The organism is Pedobacter alluvionis, assembly GCF_003664035.1.
Lineage (GTDB): Bacteria > Bacteroidota > Bacteroidia > Sphingobacteriales > Sphingobacteriaceae > Pedobacter > Pedobacter alluvionis.
Genome location: NZ_RCCK01000014.1, coordinates 116,718 through 141,111, shown reverse-complemented (window position 1 = coordinate 141,111; position 24,394 = coordinate 116,718). Strand labels below are relative to the sequence as shown.

Here is a 24,394-nt window from a genome sequence, read left to right as displayed (position 1 = left end):
TCTTTATACTGATTTACCTGAACAATAATGAACTTCCAAAAACTGATTGATAAAGGTTTAAAACTCAAAAGCTATTCAGAAGATTCAGTTATTTACGAGCCGGGTATGCAGCCCCGTTACGTGTATTTTATCAAATCGGGCGAGGTGCGAATGGTTACCGTGAGTGATGAGGGAAAGGAATTTATTCAGGGCGTTTTTAAAACCGGGCAGTATTTCGGTGAACCTGCTTTATTAATTGATCGTCCTTATTTGGCCTTTACCATTGCCAATAAAGATTCGCAGGTTATTGCGGTAAATAAAGAGGATTTTTTTGAACTGATTAAAAATGAGCCCGATTTTAGCATGGAGCTAATCCGTACTTTAAGTACCCGCCTTTTTTATAAATCGATGATGCTGGAGGAACTGGCGAGTGAAAAGGCTGATCATCGTTTGTTAACGATTATCAATTATCTCCTTGGCGATATTGCTGTAGGTGAAAATTTAAAAGTAACACGACAGGAATTAGCCGACATGACTGGCTTAAGGGTGGAAACCGTTATCCGTAGCACTAAAATATTAGCGGAGAAGGGCCTGATCAAAACCATTAAAGGGAAGATTGTAAAAGTTTAGCGTTTTATTGGGTAGCATGAACGACTAATAAACCAATGACGAGTGAACTGATAAACGATTCTCAAACATGACTTAGATCATAAATTAGTGTCTAATTTTAGGCTTACCTTTGTATTATCAAATTAGAAGATTATGGCTGAGTTATCGAAATTCCAGGCTTTTGTACAGTGTAAATGCCCACGTTGCCGCAAAGGAGATATTTTTACAGGGAGTGCTTATTCTTTCAGACTACAAAAAACCAATATTAACTGTCCGCATTGCAACTTAAAATTTGAGCGCGAGCCAGGGTTTTTCTATGTAGCCATGTTTGTAAGTTATGCTATGAACGTTGCAGAAATCATAACCATTGGTGTGGCATCGTATGCTTTGGGTTTGCCTTTAATTTATGAAAACCTGTGGTATTATGTTGGTTTAATCCTGGCAGGTGTTTTATTGTTGTCACCAATTAATTACCGGTACTCGAGAGTGGTTTTACTACATTATTTAACCCCCGGTTTACACTATGTGCCGGGGAGTGGGGATTAATAAAAATATAAAAGGTGAGCAAACGAATTTTGCCCACCTTTTATATTGATAGTTATGTTAGTATTTGTACGCAATACCTTTTTTAATATTTTGTGAACCGCCCATCCTGTTAGATGAAGAACCTACGGTACTTTTGTCATCAGTCATCAATATGAATGGACATCCAATTTTAGCAGCCTCCATTTTCAATTTCTTTTCTGCTTTTTTATCACCAGAATTACCAGTATGATAATTAATTAATCCGGTTTTTCCTCTGATATCTTCAACCTTTTTTAAACCAGTTGCCGATGATTTGTCCTCTAAAATAACAACTTTTTCCCAGTCTTCTTCAGTGGCTACAGTAATTTTTTCAGTTACATTTTCAACCCTGCCGCTTTTACCATAAACTATTTTTTCAATAGCATATTTTCCTATTGTATTGTCGGCATCCTCGCCATCGTATTTAAATACGATAACATACTCGTCAACCTTTACAACTTTACCTTTCACTGTTTCGCCGTTGTGCTTGGAAATAACATCTACTTGGGCTTTTACAAATAAAGATGTTGAAATAAGAGCAATTAAAATGATGATTTTCTTCATATATTATGTTTTTTTTACGCAAAAATAGAAAAAAAAGTCATAGTAGATTGGCGATAAATTATAAATTCTATGTTAAAATATTGTTTTCTTAAATCAATAAGGAAATCATGATTTTTTATTTAAAATCAGGAACTTATGAGGATTATCTTATGGTTTGAATAACATTCACTAGTGTTTTAACTTTATCTACAGAGGTGAGTTCGTATCGATATTCGTCCTCAATACTGCCCATTTTGGTTTCCGTGTTTCTGAATTCCATTTTACTTGGCACGAACTCCTTTGCTGAAGCATGAAATTGCGTGGCACCGGTTTGATCAATAAGGTTTTTAATGTTGTTTTCATTTATACCCGCACCAGGCATAATGGTAATCCGGCCATTAGCTTTTTTTACCAGCTGCGCTAGTTTTTCTGCCCCTAGAATTGCAGAAGAGGCACCTCCGGAGGTGAGCACTCTTTTTATGTTGAGTGAGATTAAATCTTCCAGTGCCTGATCCATATCGTTGCTCATATCAAATGCCCTGTGGAAAGCTACCTCCATAGGTTTGGCTAACCCGACCAGTTCAGCACATCTCTCTTTGTCGATAGTGCCATCAGTATTAAGTACTCCGGTAACTATGCCGTCACAATTTAATGATTTACATATTTTTATATCTTCTTTCATTAACTCAAACTCAATATCAGAATACAAAAAATCGCCTCCACGCGGACGGATAATCGGCCAAACTTCGATGGATAGATTTTTCTTAGCCAAAGCAATTTGCGCGTAACTTGGTGTGGTGCCACCTTCTGCCAGGTTATCGCAAAGCTCCACTCTTCCTGCTCCACCATTTTGGGCAGCCAATGCCGATTGGTAAGAATTAGCACATACTTCTAAGCAAGCAATTGCTTCTTCACTCATTATATATTAGATTTATCTTGTGGAAAACTGAACATATTAATAATAACTTTTGCCTTTGATTAAAAGATCTTGTTTTTCTGCATTACAAACCGCATAACTAAACCCCTGTTGAATGGCATAAGCACCATATTCGCCTTTTTTATTAATAGCTAAAAATCCTACCTGTATATTTTTGGCCGTTTCGGGTTTCTTTTTAATAATGCGCATTACCGCTTCCTTACAGGCGGCTTCGGGTGTAAAACCCTGACGCATGAGTTCTACTACTAAAAACGAGCCCACATTTCTTACTACTTCTTCACCTACGCCAGTTGAAGTTGCACCACCAACTTCATTGTCTACATAAAGACCGGCGCCAATAATCGGACTATCACCAATTCTTCCATGTAATTTATAAGCCATGCCGCTGGTTGTACACGCGCCTGAAATATTTCCTTTAGCATCAATAGCGAGCATGCCGATGGTATCGTGGTTGTATTGGTTGCCCGGAAGTTTTTGCGGTGCCGCTTTCTCGTAGAGCTTATTTTCGATATTCATTACAGGGGCATATTTAGCCGTTTTTAACCATTCTTTCCATGCCTTTTCACTGGCAGGAGTAAGTAAGTTTTCTTTTTTGAATCCCTGTTCTAAAGCAAATTGTAAAGCACCATCGCCAGCCAGCATCACATGCGGGGTTTTTTCCATCACTTTACGTGCAACGGAGATGGGGTGTTTAATATGTTCCAATGCCAAAACAGCACCGCAGTTACCGAGTTCGTCCATAATGCAGGCATCAAGGGTAACGTGGCCATCGCGATCTGGCAAACCGCCGTATCCGACAGATTGATTCTTTTCGTCTGCTTCAGGCACCCAAACGCCTTGTTCTACTGCATCTAAGGCACGTCCACCGGAAGAAAGTACTTTCCATGCATCGGCATTTGCCGCAATTCCAAAATCCCAGGTAGAAATTACGATCGGGAAATTGCCTGTTTTTCTTTTTTCATTCGGAATTACATTAGCAATACTACTTTTATCAATAGCCAGCAATCCGGCCGATAGGGCAGATGCTTTTATAAATTTACGGCGGTTAAACATTTTTCGGGTTAATTGTTGAAATTGGCTAAATAGTTAATTGTGTTTGATTGTCGAATTGTTATTTTGTTAAATCGAACGATCCTGTTTGAAAATTGCGATTTGAAGATTGGTCTAGTTCATTAATCGTTTTACTTCCGTTTGAAATTGCAATTTAATTATTGGTTATTATTTAATTGTTAGATTGTTGTGATTGCTGAATTGTTGAAACGATCGCTTCAGTTGAATTATTTGATTGACTATTGGTTATTAATTTAACTAATGGTAAACCGATCTGCATCCTTTAAAAAAGGAAATTGCCTCCTTACTTTAACCAGTTCTTCGTAATTGATGCTGAATGTATATAAATCTTCATCTTCAGGTTTATAATAAACCGTATTACCGTAAGGATCTAAGCACATCGATAATCCGCTGTGGTAAATCTGGTTTCCATCATGTCCAACGCGGTTTACAGCAATCACATAACTCTGGTTTTCTATTGCCCTTGCTGGGATTAATGCTTTCCAATGTGCCGATCGTTTATCTGGCCAGCTGGCAACCAAGAGTAAGATGTCGTATTCCTGGTCTACATTACGCAACCAAACCGGAAAGCGCAAGTCATAACAAATGGCCAACCTAATTTTCCATCCTTTAAGTTCGACAATAAGTTTTTCTTTCCCGGGACTAAAATGCTGATCTTCATCTCCCATGCCAAACAGATGACGTTTATCGTAATGTTGATTTTTGCCATCTGGTTCCATCCAGATCAAGCGGTTAAAATATTGATTGTTTTCTTTTATAATGATACTACCTGTAACCACACAGTTGTATAGGTGTGCCATTTTTTGCATCCACTGCATCGTTTTACCACCCATTTCTTCAGCTAAAGCTTCAGAATTCATGCTAAAACCAGTATTGAACATTTCGGGTAAAATAATAATATCGGTTTTTTCCCTTACACCCATTGATAATCTAAGTGCCAGATTTAAGAGGTTTTTCTCAATGTTTTCCCAAAAAAGGTAGGCCTGAAAGACAGTTACTTTCAGGTTTTCTATTTGAGTGTAAACAGGTGCTTCCATGGTATATTGGTTTGGTCTGGTTAAACGTTTTTTAATTTTCCGGCCGCTAAGGCAAGTGTAGCGTTTTCTTTAGCAAAGCAAAACCTGATAATTTTATGATCGGTTGCTTTTTGGTAAAATGCAGAAACCGGAATGGTGGCCACTCCAAATTCCTTAATTAGCCGCATGCTAAAGTCAGTATCTTTTTCATCGCTAATGTCACTGTAGCTTGCGCATTGAAAATAAGATCCATTACACGGCAAAAGTTTAAAACGACTTTCGGCCAGAAGATTTCTGAAATAATCTCTCTTCTGTTGAAAGAAATTTCCTATTTCACTATAATTTTTTGGCTCTTTAATGTAATCGGCAATGGCTTGCTGCATGGGACTATTAACGCTGAAAACATTAAATTGGTGTACCTTCCTAAATTCTTCGGTTAATCTCTCGGGCGCCAAACAATAGCCCAGCTTCCAGCCGGTAGCATGCAAAAGTTTGCCAAATGAAGCTACAATGAAACTTCTTTGCTTTAATTCCGGATAGAGCATTACACTTTGGTGCTTTTGTTCATCGTAAATTAAATGTTCATAAACTTCATCGCTCAGGATTAAAATGTCGGTACCTGTAATCAGTTTAATAAGCGATTTCATATCATCTGATGATAAAATACTACCAGTTGGATTTTGTGGCGTATTTAAGATGATCATTCTGGTTTTGGCTGTAAACAACTTTTTAACCATATCCCAGTCAATGGCATAACCAGGTGGCGCAAGCTCGTAGGTTTTAACCAGGCCACCTAAAAGTTTAACGGTAGGTGCATAACTATCGTAAGCCGGTTCGAAAATAATAACTTCATCACCTGCATTGATAATGGCTGCTAATGCGGTAAAAATAGCCTGCGTTCCACCGGCTGTAACTGTAATTTCTGTTTCAGGGTTATACTTAATGTGATATAGTTTTTCAACTTTCTCTGCAATGGTTTCTTTTAAAAAAGTAGAACCCGGCATTGGTGCATATTGATTAAAACCATCTTTCATGGCTTTATTTACCAATTCAATTAGTTTTGGATCGCAGGCATAGTCAGGAAATCCCTGAGAAAGATTAATGGCATTGTGTTCTGTGGCAAGTTTACTCATCACCGAGAAAATGGTGGTACTTACGCCAGGAAGTTTAGATTGTATATGAAGCATCTTATAAGCGAAAATAGGAAAAAAAGCTTAAAGCGTAAAAAGCTATGCCAAAGGCGTTGCTCATGTTCGTGCCATTGCTGTTGTGCATCGGGAAATAACTTTTAAGAATCATTGAACCCCCTTGTTAAATAAAGTCAATTTTGCTAAAAACAGCTGGTTATCAATAAATTTTAACATGTATTTTGTATTATTTCAAATATAATGCTGCTTATTTAAAATTATTCCAAATAAAGCCTTTTCTTTGCATTAAAATCTCAATGATCCGTTAAATATGAAGTTTAAACACTTAACTGCTGCCGTTTTATTGGTAATAAGTGCATCTGCGTTTGTTAATCCTAAAAAAGCCCTGAGAATATATGTTTCCAATTATGAAAATGTATTGGGTACATCATTAGAATTAAAATTTAAAGCAGTTAGCCAGGCAGATGCAGATTTAGCCGAAAGGCGTGCATTAAACGAGATCGACAGGCTTGATGATATTTTAAGTGCATATAAAGCGAACAGCGAGTTTAGTAAATGGATGAGCAATGGTAAACAAACCACTAAAGTTTCGGCGGATTTGTTTGAGGTTCTAAAACAGTTTGAAAACTATAAAATATTAACTAACGGTGCGCTTGATGCATCAGCTAAAGTAATAGGAGATGTTTGGAAAAAGGCAGCTGCCGAAAACCATTTACCATCAGCTGCAGCATTACAAAATGCAGTTACCTTGGTTAAACAAAAACATTACATCTTAAATGAGCAGGATAAAACCGTAACGCGTTTAGATGATGCGCCATTGGCATTAAATTCTTTTGCAAAAAGTTATATCATTAATAAAGCTGCCGAAAAAGCTGTTCAAAGTCCAGGAATTGAAAACGTGGTGGTGAATATTGGTGGCGATATGGTTATCAAAGGAAACCAGCCGGAAACTATTGAAATAGCGAACCCTAAAGCTGATGCTGAAAACGATGTTGCGTTAACAACCATCAAAGTATCAAATATGGCTGTGGCAACCAGTGGTAATTACCGCAGAGGTTTTAAGGTAAACGGCAAATGGTATTCGCATATCGTTGATCCACGTACAGGAAAACCTGCTTCAGAAATAATTAGTGCAACGGTTATCGGTCCTGATGCCAGCGAAGCAGGAGCTTTGGCTACTTCTTTTAATGTACTTTCCTTAGCCGGGATTGAAGCATTAACTGCAACAAGAAATGATATCGCATATTTGTTAATCACGAAAGATGGCACAGAAATCAGAAGCAAAAAATGGGCTGATTACGAGCTTGCTTTAAATAAGCCAGTTGCTGTTTTAGAAAAAGTGAGCAAAGCTGATAAACTTTGGAATCCTAAATATGAGTTGGTTGTAAATTTGGAAATTGCCAATATCGAATCTACTGATGGTAAACGTGTTCGTCGTCCGTTTGTGGCCGTTTGGATTGAAGATGCAGTTAAAACACCTGTGCGTAATCTGGCTATTTGGTATAACAAACCACGTTGGTTGCCAGATTTAAAATCGTGGAACCGTGCCAATGGCGATGAGTTTAAAAAAGGAGCAGAAGGAAAACTAAGCTCAACTAGTTCTGCTACACGTGGCCCTGGTAAATATAGCTTATCATGGGATGGAAAAGACGATAGCGGGAAATTGGTAAAAGCAGGCACTTATACCGTTTTTATTGAAGTAGCCCGCGAGCACGGAACCTATCAGGTAATTGCTCAGGAAATGAAATTTACCGGCTCAGCAAAAAAAATAGAATTAACACCAAATAAAGAACTAACATCAGCATCTCTTGACTACAGAAAAATCGGAACCGCAAAAAAATAAGATAACGGCTATACCCGGTGGCCTCGGAAAAAAGCAGGTTAAAAAAGATAGCGGAAAGGGGAAGGGGAAAAAGCGGTTAGCTGGTTTATCACGCTGGCTGCACATTTATTTATCGATGGTGAGTTTTACAATCCTGCTGTTCTTTGCAGTATCGGGCTTAACCTTAAATCATGCAGATTGGTTTACTTCCGGTAAGGAAGTGGTTACCAAAGATTCTGGTTCAGTAAACTTAAAATGGGTAAATCAACCTGATACCAATAAGATCAATAAGTTACAACTTGTTGAGTTTTTTAGGAGCAAACATCAGGTTAAAGGTGCGTTGAGCGATTTCAGAATGGATGACAGAGAACTGAGCTTAACCTTTAACGGACCTGGTTACCTTGCCGATTCTTTTATAGATCGCGAAACCGGGAAATACGAATTAACCACAACCAGGTTTGGTGCTGTAGCTGTGATTAACGATTTACACAAAGGAAGAGATTCGGGTAAGGCCTGGTCGTGGATTATCGATATTTCAGCAGTGCTGATGACCTTGGTGTCTATCTCCGGGATTATCTTAATCTGTTTTATTAAAAAGAAGCGATTAAGCGGTTTCATTATCGCAACAGTAGGTACAATTGTTTGCTATTTGATTTACAGGTTATTTGTACCATAGTTTTATGCTCCAACATACGGAGAGACCGTATCATATTTGTGATTCCATTCGAACTTGTCAGGTTGAGCTTTTCAAAACGATTTGCGAGGTATTTAAAGAGGTCCTTCTACAGGCTGTTATTGACAGACTCCAATAGAATGGTCGTCTTCTCGAATGGAGTGCAACGAAATGGAGAGATCTTGGTAGCAAGTTATTGAATTAAAGATTTATCCGCTACCGTAGAAATGACGACACTTCAGGGCCATTTACCTGCTTTTTCCATCTGTCATTCATATTGATTTTTATACAATAATTGATCCTATCATTGACGTTTGTTTTACAAATCTTTATAAACATTATTTAACTGCTTTCGCATTTCCACCCAACTAAGGCCATAGTACGGTATCTCCGTTCTACCTAAACCCGGCCTAACAAATTTTTCGGGCTGCACTGCCTAAGCCAACATACTAGCTTCGAAAGAAAAATTTTCAGCCGGCAGTTTTTGTTTCTTTTTGCTGCCAAAAAGAAAGAGCCCTTCGGCGGCGGCGAGCCGAGGCAAGACCGAGCCATGGGACATAAGAAGACAGTTATACGTCTTGATTTTAAACGATTAATTAATTGTAAGGATGACAACTATTTATGATACCGCCTTTGTGTCTTAGTGGTAAATGCTAGTGCGCTACAACAGCAGTATCATTCGATGTCTCCACTTCAGTTGTAATAAATCTTCTGCCAATCAATAAACAAAACAAAGCAATAAAGGCCGCGGCTGTCATTACCAAAGGCATCGGTACAACTGAGTGTTCGCTAAATAAACTTACCATTACCGAGGCTAAAGCACCTAATCCCATTTGCAAGGCTCCCATTAATGCCGATGCACTGCCGGCATTTTTGGTAAATGGTGCGAGCGACAAGGCAGCAGCATTTGGATTTATTAAACCTAAGCAGGCCAAAAAAAATGCAATAAAGCCTATCGTAGAATATAAACTCAGCCAATTGTTTAACGCAAAAATCAAAAAGATTAAACTGAAAATACATTGAGCAATAAGTGCATAGGTGACAATTTTTTTACTGGTAAACCATCTAAGTATTAAGCTATTTACCTGACTCGATCCGATAAATGCTACAGAAAGCAAAGCGAAAATCCAGCCATAACCGGTTTTGCTTACCTCATAAATTTTCATAAATACCTGAGGCGAGGACGATACGTAGGCGAATAATCCCGAAAAGGTAATTGAACTAATTAAAGCATAAGTATAAAATTGAGGTTCTTTTAAAACGGTAAAGAAATTGGTTAAAATGGGTTTAGGTTTTAAGGAGTAATTCGGATCAGGCTTATAACTTTCGGGCAGTTTGAAAATGGAAGCCAGGAGCATTAAAACAGCCATCAATCCTAAAAACACAAATACATATTTCCAGCCTAATGCCGAAATTAAGTAACCACCTGCGGTTGGGGCAAGCATAGGTGAAACAGCGATAACCAACATTAAGGAAGCAAATACCTTCGGGCTTTCTTCTACAGAAAACAAATCCCTAACCATTGCTATAGAAGCTACTGCAGTGGCACAGCTCCCGATGGCCTGAACGAAACGTAAAACAATCAATTGATTTACATCAGTTACAGCCAAACATAAAAAAGAAGCAAAAATATATAGCGCTAAACCAAAATATAAAGGTTTTTTTCTTCCAAATTTATCCAGAAGCGGACCATACAACAACTGGCCGGCAGAAATCCCGATAAAAAAACTTGAAAGTGAAAGTGCTACAGTTGATTCATTGCTCCCTAAATCCTTTGCAATATCAACAAAACCAGGAAGGTACATGTCGATGGAGAAAGGGCCAAGTGCCGCCAATGAACCTAAAATGAGTATGAGATAAAAGTGTTGTTTTTTAGCCATGAAGATTACCGGATTTTGATGGTGCAAAGATTGTGAGATTTAAGTTGCTAACCTATTTTTACAGTCGAACGATTGTAAAAATCAAATTTTTATATTGAACTATTAAAACAGGTGGCTACGTAATCTTTGTGCATCTGTGTTAAAAATATGATGATTGTTATACTAAATCTGCTATTTATTTATAGATTTATAGTCTATGACTTTTAAGACAAAAGAAAGCCGTTTACTACTCATTCTGGGTAGCTTTTTTGTGGCAAATGCTATATTATCAGAGTTTATTGGAGTTAAGCTATTCAGTGTCGAAGAAACGCTGGGTTTTAAAAAGTTCGATATTAATTTACTGGGCGTTCCGCATCTCTCCTTTGTCATGTCGGCAGGAGTATTAACCTGGCCAATCATTTTCATTATGACGGATATTATAAATGAATATTTTGGTGTAAAGCAAGTCCGTTTTTTATCTATCCTCACTTCAATTTTAATCGCATTTGCCTTTCTTGTAGTTTGGGGCTCTATGCATTTAAGCGCTGCCGATTTTTGGGTACACCAAAAAATTAATGGTGAAGACTTAAATATGAACAATGCATTTGCAGGGATTTTTGGTCAGGGCATGTGGATTATTGTAGGTTCAATTACGGCTTTTATTATAGGACAGCTATCAGATGTTTTGATTTTTCACCGGATTAAAAAGATAACAGGCGAACGCGCACTGTGGCTGCGTGCTACGGGCTCAACGCTGGTATCGCAATTGATTGATAGCTTTGTGGTCATCTTTATCGCCTTTTATTTAAATCCTCAGTACCACTACAGTTGGCAAATGGTTGCCGCAATAGGTTTGGTGAATTATACTTATAAATTCGCGGTGGCTATTTTAATGACACCAATTTTATATGGAGTACATGCCATTATTGATGGATACCTGGGTAAAGATCTTGCCCACAAATTAATTAAAATGGCGGGCAGAGGGTAATATTAAAACAGCCAAATAATAAATTTATGAGAAATATTTTAGTGCTACTCGTAGTACTTTCACTATTTTCTTGTGCTGGTAGAAACGCAAATGATCAGGAGCTTAATATTCAGGGCACATGGCAGTTACTATCGGCTACAACCATTGAAAATGGAAAAAGTAAAACCACAGATTATTCGGGTAAACTGAAAATGATCAAAATTCTCAATCACAGCCATTTTGCATTTTTAAGGCACAGCCTTGATGTTAAAGATAGTACTAACTTTGATGCCGGAGGTGGAACTTTTGTTTTAGATAAAGATGATTATACCGAGCATCTGGAATATTATAAGGATAAAAACTGGGAGGGTAAAACTTTTAAGTTCAAACTTGCCATCCATAACGATACCTTGATTCAGAAAGGTATAGAGAAGGTGGAAGCAGCAGGGGTAGACCGGGTGATTATTGAGAAATACATTAAGGTAAAGTAACTATAAAATATCCAGGATTAAAACGTTAGTGATTTGATTTCTGTTTGTTATAACTGCTTGTTCTTAAATAGATCATGCTATTGTTTTGTTTTAAAACAAAGCGTATCTTTGATTTATGGGGTACGAACTATCTAAAAAGGAAATCGGTGAGAGAATAGCTAAACTGCGTTTAATAAAAAGTTTCTCTCAGGAGGATCTGGCAAAAAACATTGCGATTTCAAGGCCCTCCCTGGCACAAATAGAATTGGGAAACAGGAGTGTTAGCTTAAGCGAAATGCAACGGTTATCTATAGTTCTGGGTTTTTCTCTCGATGATTTTATGACCAAAGATTTTCTAACCAATCAAAGCTTAAAATTACCTGATGAAACAAACGAAGAGCTCGTAGAAGAACGCATTTCTGTCCCTACTTTAAATATCAATAAGTTTAAAAACGTTTTGCTTTACATTTTAGAGCACTGCGCTGGCAAACCTAACGTTGGTGAAACCGTACTGTATAAACTCCTTTATTTTTCTGATTTTAATTATTACGAATTATATGAAGAGCATTTAACAGGTGCGAAGTATAAAAAGCTGCCTTATGGCCCTATTCCTCAAAAGTTAGATGCGATTATCAATCAAATGATAGATGCGAATCAGCTTCAGCGAATAAAAACAGAATTTAAAGGTTATCCACAAAAGCGCTATCTGCCACTTGTAAAAGCTGATTTAACCTTACTCAAGGCAAGTGAAAAAGATGTTATAGATAAAGTAATCGAACAAATGAGCGATTGGTCGGCTACGGCTATAAGTGATTATTCGCATAAAGATTTACCTTGGGAAGTTACAGAAGAAGGCAAGGATATTAGCTATAATTTAGCTTTCTATCGGGAACTACCTTATTCTGTTCGTGTGTATGATGAAGATGATAACGATTAACTATGATTTTTGAATCACTAAACGAATTTGACAAGGATCTAAAAAAGCTTTTGAAGCGATATCGTAGTCTGCAATCTGATTTGGAAGATGTAAAGATAATTTTAAGGGTAAAGCCTGATGAGCGCAATCCTTTTAGTTTTCGTATTGATAATTTAGGCATTACCACATGTGTAATTAAGATTAAAAAAATTACCTGCGATAGTTTAAAAGGCCGCGGGGTAAACTCTGGTTTGAGGTTAATATATGCTTATTTCGAAGAAGAAAAAAAGATAGTTTTTATTGAACTTTATCATAAAAACGATAAGGAAAGTGAAGACAGGCAGCGTATTTTAGAAAATTTTAAGTAAACGCAAAAGGCCGGAATCGCTCCGGCCTTTGTACTTAACAACAAAACAAATAAAAAAAATAACCTTAAAAATAAGTTATAGGCTTGCCAGTTCCTCGGCAAAAACATTTTCACTCAATTGCTCCTGTTTGTAAATCTGTCTGCCGGTGTAGGCCACAAAAACAGATTCATCCAATAGTAAGTCGCGGTTTTTAATCAAGCTTTCTAATTTAACCGTTCCAACCACATATTTATAGCTGCTGGCCGCATAACGTTCGCTGATGTTGTCAAACTCTAATAATGTAATCAGATATTCATCCGCATAACGCAAATAAACTTCTAAAAGAATTTCTTCTGTATGTTTTACACCATTTTCCGAATGGTATTTTTTGTATTCATATCGATAATCGTAACGTAAAGCAGCAATATCAGATAGTACTGCAGCACCGGTAGGGTGGCCACCCGCACCTTTACCATAGAAAAACTGTTTATCAGCAAAAGCTGCCTGAACTGCAACTGCATTGTACTCGTTTTCTACGTTGTAGAGAAAATCATCTTTAGCTACCAGTTTAGGGAGTACATAGGTCACAATATCTTTTGTATTGACCTTACGTGCTGTGGGAACCAACTTAATTTTGAAATTTTTCTCACGTGCATATTTAATGTCGTAATCAGAAAGGTTCTGTATACCAATGTTTAAAATCGCATCAGGATTTACAAATAAACCATAAGCATGTACGGTAGCAATGGCCAGTTTATATTTTGGATCATAACCTCCCACGTCTAAAATTGGATCGGTTTCTGCGAAACCTAAATCCTGCGCTTCTTTTAATGCCGAATCGTAACTTTGTCCTTCGTTGAATATTTTTGATAAAATATAATTAGATGAGCCATTAAAAATCCCACTCAAAGCATGGAATAACTCATTATCGTAATATTCTTCTAAATTACGGATAATTGGAATACTGCCACAAACAGCACCTTCGTACAATAGGGAAGTGCCATATTCCTGTTGTAAATCTACCAGTTCTTTTAAGTGTGTGGCGATCATTTTTTTATTGGCCGAGACTACATTTTTACCGTTTTTTAACGCATTAGTTACAATTTCGTAGGCAGCATCGGCATCATTAATCAATTCTACAATTGTATTAATTTCTGTATTGTTCAGTATTTCGTTGCGGTCCGTAGTAAACAGATCCTTATTGAGGCTACGTTTCTTTCTTGGGTCTTTTATCGCGATTTTAATGATCTCCAGGTTCAGGTTCTGGCTTTGGATAATGTCCAATAAACCTTGCCCTACAACGCCGAAACCAAATAAACCGATTTTTAAATTCTTACTCATTATTATAAAGTGATTATACAGATAGGTGGATTACACCGATATCGCTGTTCTTATTTTTTTAAATTTGTTCTGGTATCGAGTTTTATACCTTCTACCTTTATACCTTCAACCCTCTACCTTTTTAGGCAGTATGCTGTAATTTGATGATTTTTTTATTACGGCTTTCCTTCATAAAGTTTCCGATGACGTTAGTCAAAGCATCTGTTTCGATTAAAAAACCATCATGTCCATAATCAGAATGCAAGGCGCAAAATTCTGCCCCAGGGATATGATCTGCCAGATATTTTTGCTCCGATAAAGGAAACAAAACATCATTTTCTATCCCGATTACCAAAGTATTTGCCGTAATTAGGTTTAGTGCATCACCAATACTTTTTCGGTTACGGCCCACATTGTGGCTGTCCATAGCTTTCGTTAAATAATAATAACTGTAAGCATTAAAGCGGTTGATCAGCTTTTCTCCCTGATAGTTCTGGTAAGAAGACGACCTGAAATTGTCAGTCTTATCGTTTACACTTTCTACCTGCGTACTGCCATAAGCACTATACGTTCTGTAACTTAAAAGTGCAATACTACGGGCAGTTTTTAAACCCTTGCTACCTCCATTCGGTTGGTTGGCATAAAAAGTTCTATCTGTGGTAATGGCTAAACGCTGACTTTCGTTAAACGCAATTCCCCATGGAGAATGGGCCGCATTGGTGGCAATCAGGATTAGGTTTTCAATTTTATTCGGTTCCGAAATACTCCACTCTACAGCTTGTTGCCCACCCAAAGAACCACCGATTAATAATTTAATATAATCAATACCTAAATGTGAAGCCAATAACTGATGTGCCGATACTAAATCGCGGATCGTAAACTGCGGAAACGAAAGGTAATAAGGTAAACCTGTTACCGGATTGGTACTTAATGGGTTGGTACTGCCATAATGCGAACCTAAAACATTGGCACAAACGATATAATGATCTTCCGGGTTGAACAAAGCATTCTGACCGAATAAACCTTCCCACCATTCAAAAACATCAGCATTGGCAGTCAGTGCGTGGCAAACCCAAATTACATTATCTTTATTTGCATTTAATTTGCCATAAGTTTGATAAGCAATTTGCAGGTTGCGGATTTTTTTTCCGCTCTCTAATTTGAACTGTTTATTATAATTATACGTTGATGCTGTACTCATTGTTATGTTGTATTCAGAAAATGAACGGGACTAGGCTAATAAACTATCTGTAGAAACCTGAGCGTGAATAGATGCAAAAGCCTGCTCGAAATCGGCCTTAATATCATCAATATGCTCAATACCGACTGAAACCCGTAATGCGTTTGGTTTTACACCTGCGGCCAGTTGCTCATCTTCACTCAATTGTTGATGTGTGGTTGCCGATGGCTGGATAATCAACGTTTTTGCATCGCCAACGTTTGCGAGGTGAGAAACCAGTTTTAAATTATCAATAACCTGTGTGGCATTTTCTTTACTTCCTTTTAATTCGAAAGATAAAACTGCACCGAAGCCGTTACTTAAATATTTTTTTGCCAGGTTATTATATTTGCTACTCGCTAATCCCGGATATTGTACTTCCTGAACCAATGGATGATTTTCTAACCAGGTAGCCAGTTCTAAAGCATTATCAACATGGCGTTGTACACGGAGCGATAAGGTTTCTAAGCCCTGCAATAAAAGGAAAGAATTAAAAGGGGATAGGGCAGGACCAAGATCTCTTAATCCCTCCACACGTGCACGGATGATAAACTGGATGTTGCCAAATGGTCCGCCGATGCCGAAAACATCGCTGAAAACCAAACCATGATAACCTGCTGATGGTTCAGAGAATTGAGGGAATTTACCATTGCCCCAGTTATAGTTTCCGCCATCAATGATCACACCACCAATGCTTGTTCCGTGTCCGCCAATCCATTTCGTTGCCGATTCTACAACAATATTTGCTCCATGTTCTAAAGGCTTAAACAAATAACCTCCTGCGCCAAAAGTATTATCAACAACTAAAGGTAAATCGTATTTCTTTGCAATTGCAGCAATTTTCTCAAAATCAGGAACACTAAATGCCGGGTTGCCGATGGTTTCGAGATAAATGGCTTTCGTTTTGTCGGTAATTTTAGCTTCAAATTCGTCAGGAACATCTGGATTAGCAAAATCGACATGGATACCTAAACGTTTAAAAGCAACTTTAAACTGGTTATAAGTTCCGCCGTAAATGTGCGAAGAAGAAACGATACTATCGCCGGCTTCTAAAATGTTATTCAATGCGATAAACTGTGCGGCCTGTCCTGAAGCTACCGCCAAAGCAGCTACACCGCCTTCTAAAGCTGCAATACGTTTTTCGAAAACATCATTAGTCGGATTCATAATCCTGGTGTAAATGTTGCCAAACTCTTTTAAAGCAAACAAGTTGGCACCATGCTCAGCGTTTTTAAATCCGTAAGAAGTAGTTTGGTAAATTGGCACAGCCCTCGAGCCTGTTGTTGGATCTATTTCCTGGCCAGCGTGTAATTGTAAAGTTTCAAATTTATATGATGTTGACATGATTTCTGTTTTATTTATTGATGAGACGTAGTGATTTAGGTTGATTTTAAAACCTAGCAGGGCGTATCCCGATGTTTCGGGACCTTCCAGTTTGAAAGAAACAAAAAAGGAAGATTTTTTAGATTACTGTATGCAACAGCACATACAAGTAATTGCACACCTATCGAAAAAAGTAGAAATAGAAGTTTTTGCTATCTTTTTAAGGCTTGCACTGGGTTCGCTTAGCGATTGAAGATTTAATGTTTTCATCAGTTCTAATTTATATCTCCAGATAACACCATGTTATCCGGTCAGGAATTGGCACCTTCTCTTTCTGAGGGTTGCCAGTGGGTCATCGAGCCAGTCTCTCGCCACTTCTTTATAAATCAACCTATGAAGATTGACTTTTATTTAGCTTTCTGCCAAATAATATTTCAAATGTCTGAATTTAATTTTAATTCACAAAATAAAATTTTGAATTTTTGTTAATCGTTTGGAAATGAGTAATGTATTTTATTGTATTGCGGCAAATTAAAACTTTTAATATAAAAATTAACACTTAAAATTCTAAGTTTGTGTGACCTATCTAAATATAATTATGATGAAAAATATAACAGTTCTAGGCTTAGGCCTGCTATTCACGGGGATGTGTTTAACTAATGCAAACGCCCAATTCGGAGGTTTAAAAGATAAATTATTGAAAGTCGGTACTGCTCAGGGTGCTAAAGCTTTAGGCGTAGATAGGTTTTTAAAACAGCCAGCTGCCATTACCACCAACTTTGAGGATGTAAACAGGGAAGGCGAAAAACTGCCTGATTTTATTAATTCATTCAATTTAAAAGCTCAGCCCTTGTATTTACTGCCTAAAAATCCAGATGGCGGTTTTGTACTCTGTGAAGGTTTGTACGAAATGACCAACAAAAGCTACTGCCTGAAAGCCGGAACTTTTGCGCCATCAAAGGGCGATGGTTACATGTTTGCACCAGTTTTAGGCTCGAAAGAAGAAATTGTAGTTGCGATATTAAAAAGTGCAGAGAAACATCCTGAAGTAGAACAGCATGATATCCAGGCTTTACTTTGGACCATTATTGCCAGAACAAAATTTGCCGATTTTAACGGACAAGTGAAAGTAACTGCAATGAAATTGTTAACGCCAAAACAACTTACGCAATTGGAAGGTGGCGCTTTAGGCGTTTTACCTTTCGATGTAATGGAAAAAGCTAAAGACCAGTTACCTTCAGGAGTGAAAGCTGTTTTTGAAGCAGAAAATAATATCCGCCAACTGGTTTCATCTGGGAATTATACTTATGCCGATATGGAAAGATATGCTATTATAGCGGGTATGGCTCCACCAAGAAGTGATGTGCCAAGTGGCATCTGGACGAAACACCCTGACGGTTATTATGTGCGTTATTTTCCTTCTGGTTATTCAATTACCAAAGTGCAGGTTTATGTACCAAAAGGATTATTAGCAGATGGAAATAAATTGGTTTATGATGCAGCAGGGGATATTGCTTGTCCTGCCAATACAGGTTCGCAACGTTTAGCGCAAACTAACGAACCATTGGAGGCAAATTATTCGTTGAAGTTAACCACGATTTGTAATCCTAAGTAAGTTTTGGAAAATTAGGGTACTGTAGTCCTTAGGAGATTGCAGTCCCGCTTTACGCTTTATCTTTTTGGCTACCCTTCGACTTCGCTCAGGGTGACAGCCAAAAAGGATATCGCTGCAATCGGGTTTAGCAACAAAGGTTCGAAATAACTAGAAGCCTATAAGGTCTTAAAGACCTCATAGGTTTTATATTTTAACCCAACGCCTGCGCTAAATCGGCGATAATATCGTCTAAATGCTCTAAGCCTACTGAAATGCGGAGTAAATTTTTGGGTGTTTTACTATCCGGTCCTTCTACTGAATAACGGTGTTCAATCAAACTCTCTACACCACCTAAACTGGTAGCCTGCGCAAATAACTGAACTTTATTGACCACTTTATGAGCGGCTTCAACATCGCCTTTAACTAAAAACGACATCATTCCGCCAAAATCTTTCATCTGTTTTTTGGCAATTTCATGCTGTGGGTGACTTTCCAACCCAGGATAAAAAACGGCTTCAACATTTGGATGTTCATTTAAATAATCAGCTACCATCTTTCCGTTTTCGCAATGGCCTTTCATGCGGTAAGCCAGGGTTTTAATGCTCCGGGTTAACAGAAAGCAATCGAAAGGAGAGGGTACCGTACCACCGGTTTGTTGTATATTTTTGATGCGCTCCCATAATTCATCTTTTTTGGCCGTTACCAAAATTCCGCCAAGCACGTCGCTATGGCCACCAAGATATTTGGTGCTGCTGTGCATCACCACATCGGCGCCCAACAAAATTGGATTTTGTAAAATTGGAGAGGCAAAGGTGCTGTCGCAAACCAGTGTAACCTTATTGGCTTTAGCTATTTTGGCAATTTCTTCAATATCTGTAACCTTTAATAATGGATTAGAAGGGGTTTCGATCCAAATCAATTTGGTATTTGGCTTAATGCTCGATTGTATCAGATTTAAATCCGTTTGATCAACAAAATCAAATTCCAAACTATCGTTAAAAATAGTAAGTAATTGTTTTTTTATACCCCAATACATATCATCTGGTGCAATAATGTGGCTACCTGGTTTTAAAGCCTGGAACATCGCTAATCCGCAGGTATTACCCGAAGAAAAAGCAGCAGCATCTTCGCCATATTCTAATTTTGCTATAGTGTTTTCTAAAGCAGACCGGTTTGGATTACTTACCCTGCTATACATGTGCCCACCGGGATAACCACCATCTTCGCCACGAAAAAAAGTGGTTGATAGATTAATCGGGGGCGTAACATCACCTGTAGTACTTTTTACAAGATTAGAAGCGTGAATAGCAAGGGTTTCGGGTTTCATGATAATTAATGTTGATCGAAATGATATCGGGAGCAATTTAATAATTTGGCGCTAATTTAAGGTTCGTAATGGTTTTGGCAAGATTTATGTAACAAGTTTGTCGAAATTTAATTAAACAAAAAATGAAAAGATTATTTATAGCTATCGCAATAGCATGTTCTACTTTAGTAATGTTACAAAGTTGTAATACTGCAAAAAGAGTAACTGCAGGCGTAACAGGTAGCAGAGGTACAGTTGTTCGCGAATGGGTGGTGAGTAATGTAGCTTTAGAAGGATTGCCTGATGGCGCTGTTCAAGGATTATTTGGAGAGAAATCGTATAAATGTTTCCAGGGAAGTACATGGAATTTAACCAATAGTGGTAATGGTTCTTACACTTTACCAGCATCAAGCGCTTGTGGTTCGGTAATGCAGACTATCTTCTGGTCAGCTGCACCTAAAGACCAGACTTTCCAGTTCAAAAAAATATTTGAAGGTGATAAAGCTAAAAACGTAACAGAAGGTTACCGTTTAGTATTAACTGATCTTTCCAGCACACAAATGATTTTGAAATCGCCAATCGAATTTGGTGGTAAAACTGCAAACATCGTATTAACCTTTACGCCTGCTGCAAGATAATTTTATCTACCTGTGAAAAGCATAATAAGAGCACTTCTGAAAAGAGGTGCTTTTTTTGTAACCGTTACTGATCTATTTAATTAATAGTTTCCTCTAAAGTGTCGTCATTTCGAGCGAAGTGCAATGAAGTCGAGAAATCTATAAAGATAGATCTCTCCATTCCACTACGTTCCAGTCGAGATGACGATGCCAAGAGATTTTACAAAATAAAAGCAATCAATATCTGCGTTTATCCGTGTTCATCTGTGGTTAATTATTAAGATTGACATTCAAAAATCACGGTTTGTTACAAGAAAATGATTTTCAAATCGCCCCATTATTGTATTTTTGTTCAAAATAAATCAGGAATGAATACAACTGAGCAAGTTGAACAAATATTAGCTGATACCAATTTATCAACTGAATTACAAAACATAGCACACAAAGTTCTTCACGGAGAACGGATTACATTTGATGAAGGTGTTTACCTTTATGAACAGGCTGAACTAGGTTACCTCGGTGTCCTCGCCAATTACATCCGTGAGAAAAAACACGGTGATAAAACTTATTTCAACCGAAACTTTCACTTAGAACCTACCAATCTTTGCGTTTACGATTGCAAGTTTTGCTCCTACTCTCGTTTAATCAAGCAAAAAGAAGAAGGCTGGGCCTTAACAATGGAGCAAATGCTCGATATCGTTAAAAAATACGATGGTGAACCGGTAACGGAGGTACATATTGTAGGGGGGGTGCTGCCACAATACGATGTGGCATTTTATTCCGCTTTGTTCACAGCCATTAAACAACACCGTCCGGATTTACACGTAAAAGCATTAACGCCTGTAGAGTACCACTATATTTTCAAAAAGGCTAAAATCGATTATGCAACAGGTATGCGTTTGATGAAAGAAGCCGGATTGGAATCGATACCAGGTGGTGGGGCAGAGATTTTTCACCCTGAAATCAGGGAGCAGATTGCAAAAGATAAATGTACTGGTCAGCAATGGCTCGATATACATGAAGAATGGCACAAACTGGGCATGCGCAGTAATGCGACCATGCTTTATGGACATATCGAAAAATACTGGCACCGCGTAGACCACATGGAAAAACTCCGTGAATTGCAGGGTCGAACAGGTGGCTTCCAGACTTTTATTCCGCTAAAATTCAGAAATCAGCATAACCAGATGAGCAATGTGCCCGAATCATCAGTAATTGAAGATTTAAGAAATTATGCCATTGCCCGTATCTATATGGATAACTTCGATCACATTAAAGCGTATTGGGCAATGATCAGTCGCGAAACCGCTCAGTTATCCTTAAATTATGGTGTGGATGATATTGACGGAACTTTAGATGATACCACAAAAATATACTCTATGGCCGGTGCAGAAGAGCAAACACCTGCAATGAGTACTAAAGAATTGGTGAATTTGATCAAACAAGTAGGCAGAAAAGCAATAGAACGCGATACGTTATATAATGTGGTTACGGATTTCGAGCATGTTGTTTTTGAGGAAGAGAAGAAGCCGCAATATTATAAATTACCAGTAGTGAATTAAGATTGTTATGATGACAGGATTTTAAGATCTTTTCGCAAAGTCAAAAAAATAATAAATAAAAAACGTTAATCCTGCAATCTTATAATCCAAAAAATCCCATTTAATGGTTAAAGAAATATACATCATACGCCACGGCGAAACGGAATTGAACAGACAAGGCATAGTACAGGGCAGAGGTGTAAATTCTGACTTAAATGATTTAGGAAGGGCACAGGCAGAGGTTTTTTATCAAAAATATAAGGATATTCCTTTTGATAAGATTTACACTTCTGATTTAAAACGTACCTGGCAAACTGTTCAGAAGTTTATTGATGCTAAATTACCCTGGGAAAAGCTTTCGGGATTAGATGAGTTGGCATGGGGTGTTTGGGAAGGAAAACCAAATACTGAAGATGCGCGTGAGGCTTTCCGTGAGATGTTGCAAAGCTGGGAAGATGGAGATTATACGGCTCATTTTGAAGGTGGCGAAAGCGTGCAGGATGTTTACGAGCGTTTGAAACAACCCATGGAAGTTTTGATGACGAGACCTGAAGAAAAAACAGTTTTACTTTGCATGCATGGTAGAGCAATGCGTGTTTTTCTTTGCTTATTATTAGACAAACCATTAAGCCTGATGACCGAATTCCCACACCAGAACACCGTACTTTATAAAATGGGTTTTGAAGATGGAAAATTTACCGTACTCGAATTTAATAATGCCGTTCATTTAGATAGTTTAGTAATTGGGGAATAAACGGCCCCGGTTCGTTTCTCCAGAAAACGAAACGAAATAAGTAATAGTTCGTGAGGACACGAACCATGGCGGAAGCCATCCATTTAGACGGTTTAGTAATTGAATAATACGCTTATCGCCAAACGCGAAGCGCAAAATATAACACCTTGAATAAGATTAAAATATCGGCTGTTGCTTACACCAACACTAAAGCTTTTATATACGGACTAGAACATTCTGACATCATAAATAAAATTGATTTAAGTTTAGATATCCCTTCTGATTGTGCAGCTAAAGTAATTAACGGTCAGGCTGATATTGGCTTAATGCCTGTAGCAGCTATTCCCCTGGTTCCAAATGCCAATATTGTAGCCGATTATTGTATCGGAAGTGATGGTGGTGTAAATTCGGTATTCATTTTTAGTGAAGTTCCTGCCCAGGAAATTAAAACAGTAAGGCTGGATGCCCATTCCCGTACATCAAACAATTTAGCCAAAGTTTTACTGAAATTCTACTGGAAAAAAGAAGTGGAATTTACGACTGATCCAACTGCAAAAACAGATGCCTTTGTTTTAATAGGAGACAGGACATTTGGTAAAAAAGACGATTTTGCTTACGCTTATGATATGGGTGAGGAGTGGAAAAACTTTACCGGTTTACCCTTTATGTATGCAGCCTGGGTGGCCAACAAAGAGATTTCGCAGGACTTTAAAGATGAATTTAATGCCGCTTTAAAATTTGGCCTTGATCATAGAAAAGAAGTTTTGCAAGAGTTACCGGAGGTATTGAATTTCGATCTGGAAGATTATCTATACCATAAACTTCAATTTGAGGTTACAGATGAAAGAAAGAAAGCGCTCAATCTGTTTCTAGGATATATTGAAGAATTGGAAAAAGTAACTATATAAATAGAATCGTTTCGATCCAATAGCTATCGGATGTAGCATAGAGAAATGGAGAGATCTGTAATAGATTTCTCGACTGCGTTTCATTTATCTCGAAAGGACGATTGACTATATTGCCGAGTTGTAAATCAGGCTTTAAAAAGCATGATTCCCAACTTGAATTGGGAATCATAATGCATTTACTATTCGTGCTTTAAGATTCCCGCCTACGCGGGAATGACGTTCACGATGAAGAAATTTAGTGACTTTTCATTTTTCCAGCCACTTTTTCAAGCGCGCTTTTCAGCTTGGTTAAAGCGCCTGTAATGGCTAAATCGTAGGTATTGCCCATATTGGTAACGGCTAAAGGTTCTTTTCCGGTTATTCTGGCCTCCAACAAACATCTTTTATCGTCTAAACCATCTTTACTGCCGTTTTCATCAGATAGATGAACTTCTAAGCGCGTAATTAAATCGCTGTATCTGCTCAAACCTTCATTTAACTGGGTTTGGATTTTTTCGTCGTATTCCTGGTGTATGGTTAAATTTTTGTCGGTATTCAGTTGGATCGTCATAATTAAAATATTAGGTTAAATTATACAAACGTAACACACAACTATAAGAAACGTTTTTAATTAGTGTTGATTTTACAATTGGCTTATAACGGACCATTGTATCTAAACCTGGTAGAAGCGACACGAGTGTAACGAAGTAAAGCGGATAACAGGACTGTATAACCCGAAATGCGCAGAACCCTTCATTTCCAAATAATAATTAACTGTTTAAACTATATAAATTGGTTAACTGTGATATCCTACGATTAACCGATTTAAACAGTTAACCGGTTAAACAACCAATTTTTTTTTAACTTTTCAACAAAACAGTTGTAAAATGCTTATTCGTGTTATCTTTATGGCTTTTGTAAATTAATTTCAGT

Annotated in this window: 24 protein-coding genes and 1 riboswitch; of the genes, 13 read left to right on the top strand and 11 right to left on the bottom strand. The window is 37.7% G+C overall.

Annotated features, from left to right (window positions below; all coding sequences use genetic code 11):
- The first annotated feature begins 27 nt into the window (after positions 1-27).
- Together BCL90_RS20110 and BCL90_RS20105 are read left to right on the top strand one after the other, a co-directional pair.
- Complete coding sequence (locus BCL90_RS20110) at positions 28-609, top strand: Crp/Fnr family transcriptional regulator (RefSeq protein ID WP_121286520.1); 582 nt, start codon at positions 28-30, stop codon at positions 607-609.
- Between the two features lie 132 nt (positions 610-741).
- Complete coding sequence (locus BCL90_RS20105; RefSeq protein WP_121286517.1) at positions 742-1,134, top strand: DUF983 domain-containing protein; 393 nt, start codon at positions 742-744, stop codon at positions 1,132-1,134.
- Positions 1,135-1,191: 57 nt separating this feature from the next.
- On the opposite strand, the gene BCL90_RS20100 is transcribed toward BCL90_RS20105, so the two are convergent.
- The 5 genes from BCL90_RS20100 to BCL90_RS20080 form a co-directional block, all read right to left on the bottom strand.
- Positions 1,192-1,716, bottom strand: a complete 525-nt coding sequence (locus BCL90_RS20100; RefSeq protein ID WP_121286514.1) for a hypothetical protein — start codon at positions 1,714-1,716, stop codon at positions 1,192-1,194.
- A gap of 142 nt (positions 1,717-1,858) precedes the next feature.
- Complete coding sequence (locus BCL90_RS20095) at positions 1,859-2,614, bottom strand: copper homeostasis protein CutC (RefSeq protein WP_121286511.1); 756 nt, start codon at positions 2,612-2,614, stop codon at positions 1,859-1,861.
- A 36-nt stretch (positions 2,615-2,650) separates the two neighbouring features.
- Positions 2,651-3,685 carry a N(4)-(beta-N-acetylglucosaminyl)-L-asparaginase gene (locus BCL90_RS20090; protein ID WP_121286508.1) on the bottom strand — a complete coding sequence of 345 codons (1,035 nt, stop codon included), beginning with the start codon at positions 3,683-3,685 and terminating at the stop codon, positions 2,651-2,653.
- 251 nt (positions 3,686-3,936) lie between these two features.
- Complete coding sequence (locus tag BCL90_RS20085; protein ID WP_208529934.1) at positions 3,937-4,740, bottom strand: nitrilase family protein; 804 nt, start codon at positions 4,738-4,740, stop codon at positions 3,937-3,939.
- Positions 4,741-4,760: 20 nt separating this feature from the next.
- A complete protein-coding gene (locus BCL90_RS20080; protein WP_121286506.1) occupies positions 4,761-5,906 on the bottom strand; it encodes a methionine aminotransferase in 1,146 nt (381 codons plus the stop codon).
- 271 nt (positions 5,907-6,177) lie between these two features.
- Here BCL90_RS20080 and BCL90_RS20075 point away from each other — a divergent pair, with 271 nt between their 5' ends.
- Positions 6,178-7,710, top strand: a complete 1,533-nt coding sequence (locus tag BCL90_RS20075) for a DUF2271 domain-containing protein (protein ID WP_121286504.1) — start codon at positions 6,178-6,180, stop codon at positions 7,708-7,710.
- On the top strand, positions 7,676-8,365 hold the full coding sequence (locus tag BCL90_RS20070; protein WP_208529935.1) for a PepSY-associated TM helix domain-containing protein: 690 nt from the start codon (positions 7,676-7,678) through the stop codon (positions 8,363-8,365). Before BCL90_RS20075 ends, BCL90_RS20070 begins: the two co-directional genes overlap by 35 nt.
- A 650-nt stretch (positions 8,366-9,015) precedes the next feature.
- On the opposite strand, the gene BCL90_RS20065 is transcribed toward BCL90_RS20070, so the two are convergent.
- On the bottom strand, positions 9,016-10,242 hold the full coding sequence (locus tag BCL90_RS20065; RefSeq protein ID WP_121286501.1) for a multidrug effflux MFS transporter: 1,227 nt from the start codon (positions 10,240-10,242) through the stop codon (positions 9,016-9,018).
- 196 nt (positions 10,243-10,438) lie between these two features.
- On the opposite strand from BCL90_RS20065, the gene BCL90_RS20060 reads away from it, so the two are divergent.
- The 4 genes from BCL90_RS20060 to BCL90_RS20045 all read left to right on the top strand — a co-directional run bounded on the left by BCL90_RS20060 (position 10,439) and on the right by BCL90_RS20045 (position 12,942).
- Positions 10,439-11,209 (top strand): queuosine precursor transporter, encoded by a 771-nt coding sequence (locus BCL90_RS20060; RefSeq protein WP_121286498.1) that lies wholly within the window; start codon positions 10,439-10,441, stop codon positions 11,207-11,209.
- Between the two features lie 26 nt (positions 11,210-11,235).
- Positions 11,236-11,679, top strand: coding sequence for a hypothetical protein (locus BCL90_RS20055; protein ID WP_121286495.1), 444 nt, complete (start codon positions 11,236-11,238; stop codon positions 11,677-11,679).
- 115 nt (positions 11,680-11,794) lie between these two features.
- A complete protein-coding gene (locus BCL90_RS20050; protein ID WP_121286492.1) occupies positions 11,795-12,595 on the top strand; it encodes a type II toxin-antitoxin system antitoxin SocA domain-containing protein in 801 nt (266 codons plus the stop codon).
- Between the two features lie 2 nt (positions 12,596-12,597).
- Positions 12,598-12,942, top strand: a complete 345-nt coding sequence (locus BCL90_RS20045; RefSeq protein ID WP_121286489.1) for a hypothetical protein — start codon at positions 12,598-12,600, stop codon at positions 12,940-12,942.
- 75 nt (positions 12,943-13,017) lie between these two features.
- Here BCL90_RS20045 and BCL90_RS20040 read toward each other — a convergent pair whose 3' ends face one another.
- The 3 genes from BCL90_RS20040 to BCL90_RS20030 form a co-directional block, all read right to left on the bottom strand.
- Complete coding sequence (locus BCL90_RS20040; RefSeq protein WP_121286487.1) at positions 13,018-14,262, bottom strand: homoserine dehydrogenase; 1,245 nt, start codon at positions 14,260-14,262, stop codon at positions 13,018-13,020.
- Between the two features lie 121 nt (positions 14,263-14,383).
- Entirely contained in the window at positions 14,384-15,442 is a 1,059-nt protein-coding gene (locus BCL90_RS20035; RefSeq protein WP_121286484.1) for a homoserine O-acetyltransferase family protein, read from the bottom strand.
- Between the two features lie 30 nt (positions 15,443-15,472).
- Positions 15,473-16,804, bottom strand: a complete 1,332-nt coding sequence (locus BCL90_RS20030) for an O-acetylhomoserine aminocarboxypropyltransferase/cysteine synthase family protein (protein ID WP_121286481.1) — start codon at positions 16,802-16,804, stop codon at positions 15,473-15,475.
- A 256-nt stretch (positions 16,805-17,060) separates the two neighbouring features.
- A riboswitch (SAM riboswitch) is annotated at positions 17,061-17,171 on the bottom strand.
- A gap of 213 nt (positions 17,172-17,384) precedes the next feature.
- On the opposite strand from BCL90_RS20030, the gene BCL90_RS20020 reads away from it, so the two are divergent.
- Positions 17,385-18,398 carry a hypothetical protein gene (locus tag BCL90_RS20020; protein WP_121286477.1) on the top strand — a complete coding sequence of 338 codons (1,014 nt, stop codon included), beginning with the start codon at positions 17,385-17,387 and terminating at the stop codon, positions 18,396-18,398.
- 190 nt (positions 18,399-18,588) lie between these two features.
- Here BCL90_RS20020 and BCL90_RS20015 read toward each other — a convergent pair whose 3' ends face one another.
- Positions 18,589-19,704, bottom strand: a complete 1,116-nt coding sequence (locus tag BCL90_RS20015) for a trans-sulfuration enzyme family protein (RefSeq protein ID WP_121286474.1) — start codon at positions 19,702-19,704, stop codon at positions 18,589-18,591.
- A gap of 122 nt (positions 19,705-19,826) precedes the next feature.
- Between BCL90_RS20015 and BCL90_RS20010 the strand changes: the two genes are divergently transcribed.
- From BCL90_RS20010 to BCL90_RS19995, 4 genes are all read left to right on the top strand, one after another.
- The gene (locus tag BCL90_RS20010) at positions 19,827-20,321 is read left to right on the top strand and encodes a hypothetical protein (protein ID WP_244095151.1); all 495 of its coding nucleotides are present in this window, start codon (positions 19,827-19,829) and stop codon (positions 20,319-20,321) included.
- A 347-nt stretch (positions 20,322-20,668) separates the two neighbouring features.
- Entirely contained in the window at positions 20,669-21,862 is a 1,194-nt protein-coding gene (gene mqnE / locus BCL90_RS20005; protein WP_121286468.1) for an aminofutalosine synthase MqnE, read from the top strand.
- Positions 21,863-21,965: 103 nt separating this feature from the next.
- A complete protein-coding gene (locus tag BCL90_RS20000) occupies positions 21,966-22,595 on the top strand; it encodes a histidine phosphatase family protein (protein WP_121286465.1) in 630 nt (209 codons plus the stop codon).
- Between the two features lie 146 nt (positions 22,596-22,741).
- Positions 22,742-23,482 (top strand): menaquinone biosynthetic enzyme MqnA/MqnD family protein, encoded by a 741-nt coding sequence (locus BCL90_RS19995; protein ID WP_121286462.1) that lies wholly within the window; start codon positions 22,742-22,744, stop codon positions 23,480-23,482.
- Between the two features lie 235 nt (positions 23,483-23,717).
- Here the strand turns inward: BCL90_RS19995 and BCL90_RS19990 are convergent, their stop codons facing one another.
- Positions 23,718-24,032 (bottom strand): HPF/RaiA family ribosome-associated protein, encoded by a 315-nt coding sequence (locus BCL90_RS19990; protein ID WP_121286459.1) that lies wholly within the window; start codon positions 24,030-24,032, stop codon positions 23,718-23,720.
- Positions 24,033-24,394 lie beyond the last annotated feature (362 nt).

Coding starts and splice junctions, on each gene's coding strand:
- BCL90_RS20110 (WP_121286520.1), top strand. CDS start 28: ATGAACTTCCAAAAACTGATTGATAAAGGTTTAAAACTCAAAAGCTAT.
- BCL90_RS20105 (WP_121286517.1), top strand. CDS start 742: ATGGCTGAGTTATCGAAATTCCAGGCTTTTGTACAGTGTAAATGCCCA.
- BCL90_RS20100 (WP_121286514.1), bottom strand. CDS start 1,716: ATGAAGAAAATCATCATTTTAATTGCTCTTATTTCAACATCTTTATTT.
- BCL90_RS20095 (WP_121286511.1), bottom strand. CDS start 2,614: ATGAGTGAAGAAGCAATTGCTTGCTTAGAAGTATGTGCTAATTCTTAC.
- BCL90_RS20090 (WP_121286508.1), bottom strand. CDS start 3,685: ATGTTTAACCGCCGTAAATTTATAAAAGCATCTGCCCTATCGGCCGGA.
- BCL90_RS20085 (WP_208529934.1), bottom strand. CDS start 4,740: ATGGAAGCACCTGTTTACACTCAAATAGAAAACCTGAAAGTAACTGTC.
- BCL90_RS20080 (WP_121286506.1), bottom strand. CDS start 5,906: ATGCTTCATATACAATCTAAACTTCCTGGCGTAAGTACCACCATTTTC.
- BCL90_RS20075 (WP_121286504.1), top strand. CDS start 6,178: ATGAAGTTTAAACACTTAACTGCTGCCGTTTTATTGGTAATAAGTGCA.
- BCL90_RS20065 (WP_121286501.1), bottom strand. CDS start 10,242: ATGGCTAAAAAACAACACTTTTATCTCATACTCATTTTAGGTTCATTG.
- BCL90_RS20060 (WP_121286498.1), top strand. CDS start 10,439: ATGACTTTTAAGACAAAAGAAAGCCGTTTACTACTCATTCTGGGTAGC.
- BCL90_RS20055 (WP_121286495.1), top strand. CDS start 11,236: ATGAGAAATATTTTAGTGCTACTCGTAGTACTTTCACTATTTTCTTGT.
- BCL90_RS20050 (WP_121286492.1), top strand. CDS start 11,795: ATGGGGTACGAACTATCTAAAAAGGAAATCGGTGAGAGAATAGCTAAA.
- BCL90_RS20045 (WP_121286489.1), top strand. CDS start 12,598: ATGATTTTTGAATCACTAAACGAATTTGACAAGGATCTAAAAAAGCTT.
- BCL90_RS20040 (WP_121286487.1), bottom strand. CDS start 14,262: ATGAGTAAGAATTTAAAAATCGGTTTATTTGGTTTCGGCGTTGTAGGG.
- BCL90_RS20035 (WP_121286484.1), bottom strand. CDS start 15,442: ATGAGTACAGCATCAACGTATAATTATAATAAACAGTTCAAATTAGAG.
- BCL90_RS20030 (WP_121286481.1), bottom strand. CDS start 16,804: ATGTCAACATCATATAAATTTGAAACTTTACAATTACACGCTGGCCAG.
- BCL90_RS20020 (WP_121286477.1), top strand. CDS start 17,385: ATGAAAAATATAACAGTTCTAGGCTTAGGCCTGCTATTCACGGGGATG.
- BCL90_RS20015 (WP_121286474.1), bottom strand. CDS start 19,704: ATGAAACCCGAAACCCTTGCTATTCACGCTTCTAATCTTGTAAAAAGT.
- BCL90_RS20010 (WP_244095151.1), top strand. CDS start 19,827: ATGAAAAGATTATTTATAGCTATCGCAATAGCATGTTCTACTTTAGTA.
- mqnE (WP_121286468.1), top strand. CDS start 20,669: ATGAATACAACTGAGCAAGTTGAACAAATATTAGCTGATACCAATTTA.
- BCL90_RS20000 (WP_121286465.1), top strand. CDS start 21,966: ATGGTTAAAGAAATATACATCATACGCCACGGCGAAACGGAATTGAAC.
- BCL90_RS19990 (WP_121286459.1), bottom strand. CDS start 24,032: ATGACGATCCAACTGAATACCGACAAAAATTTAACCATACACCAGGAA.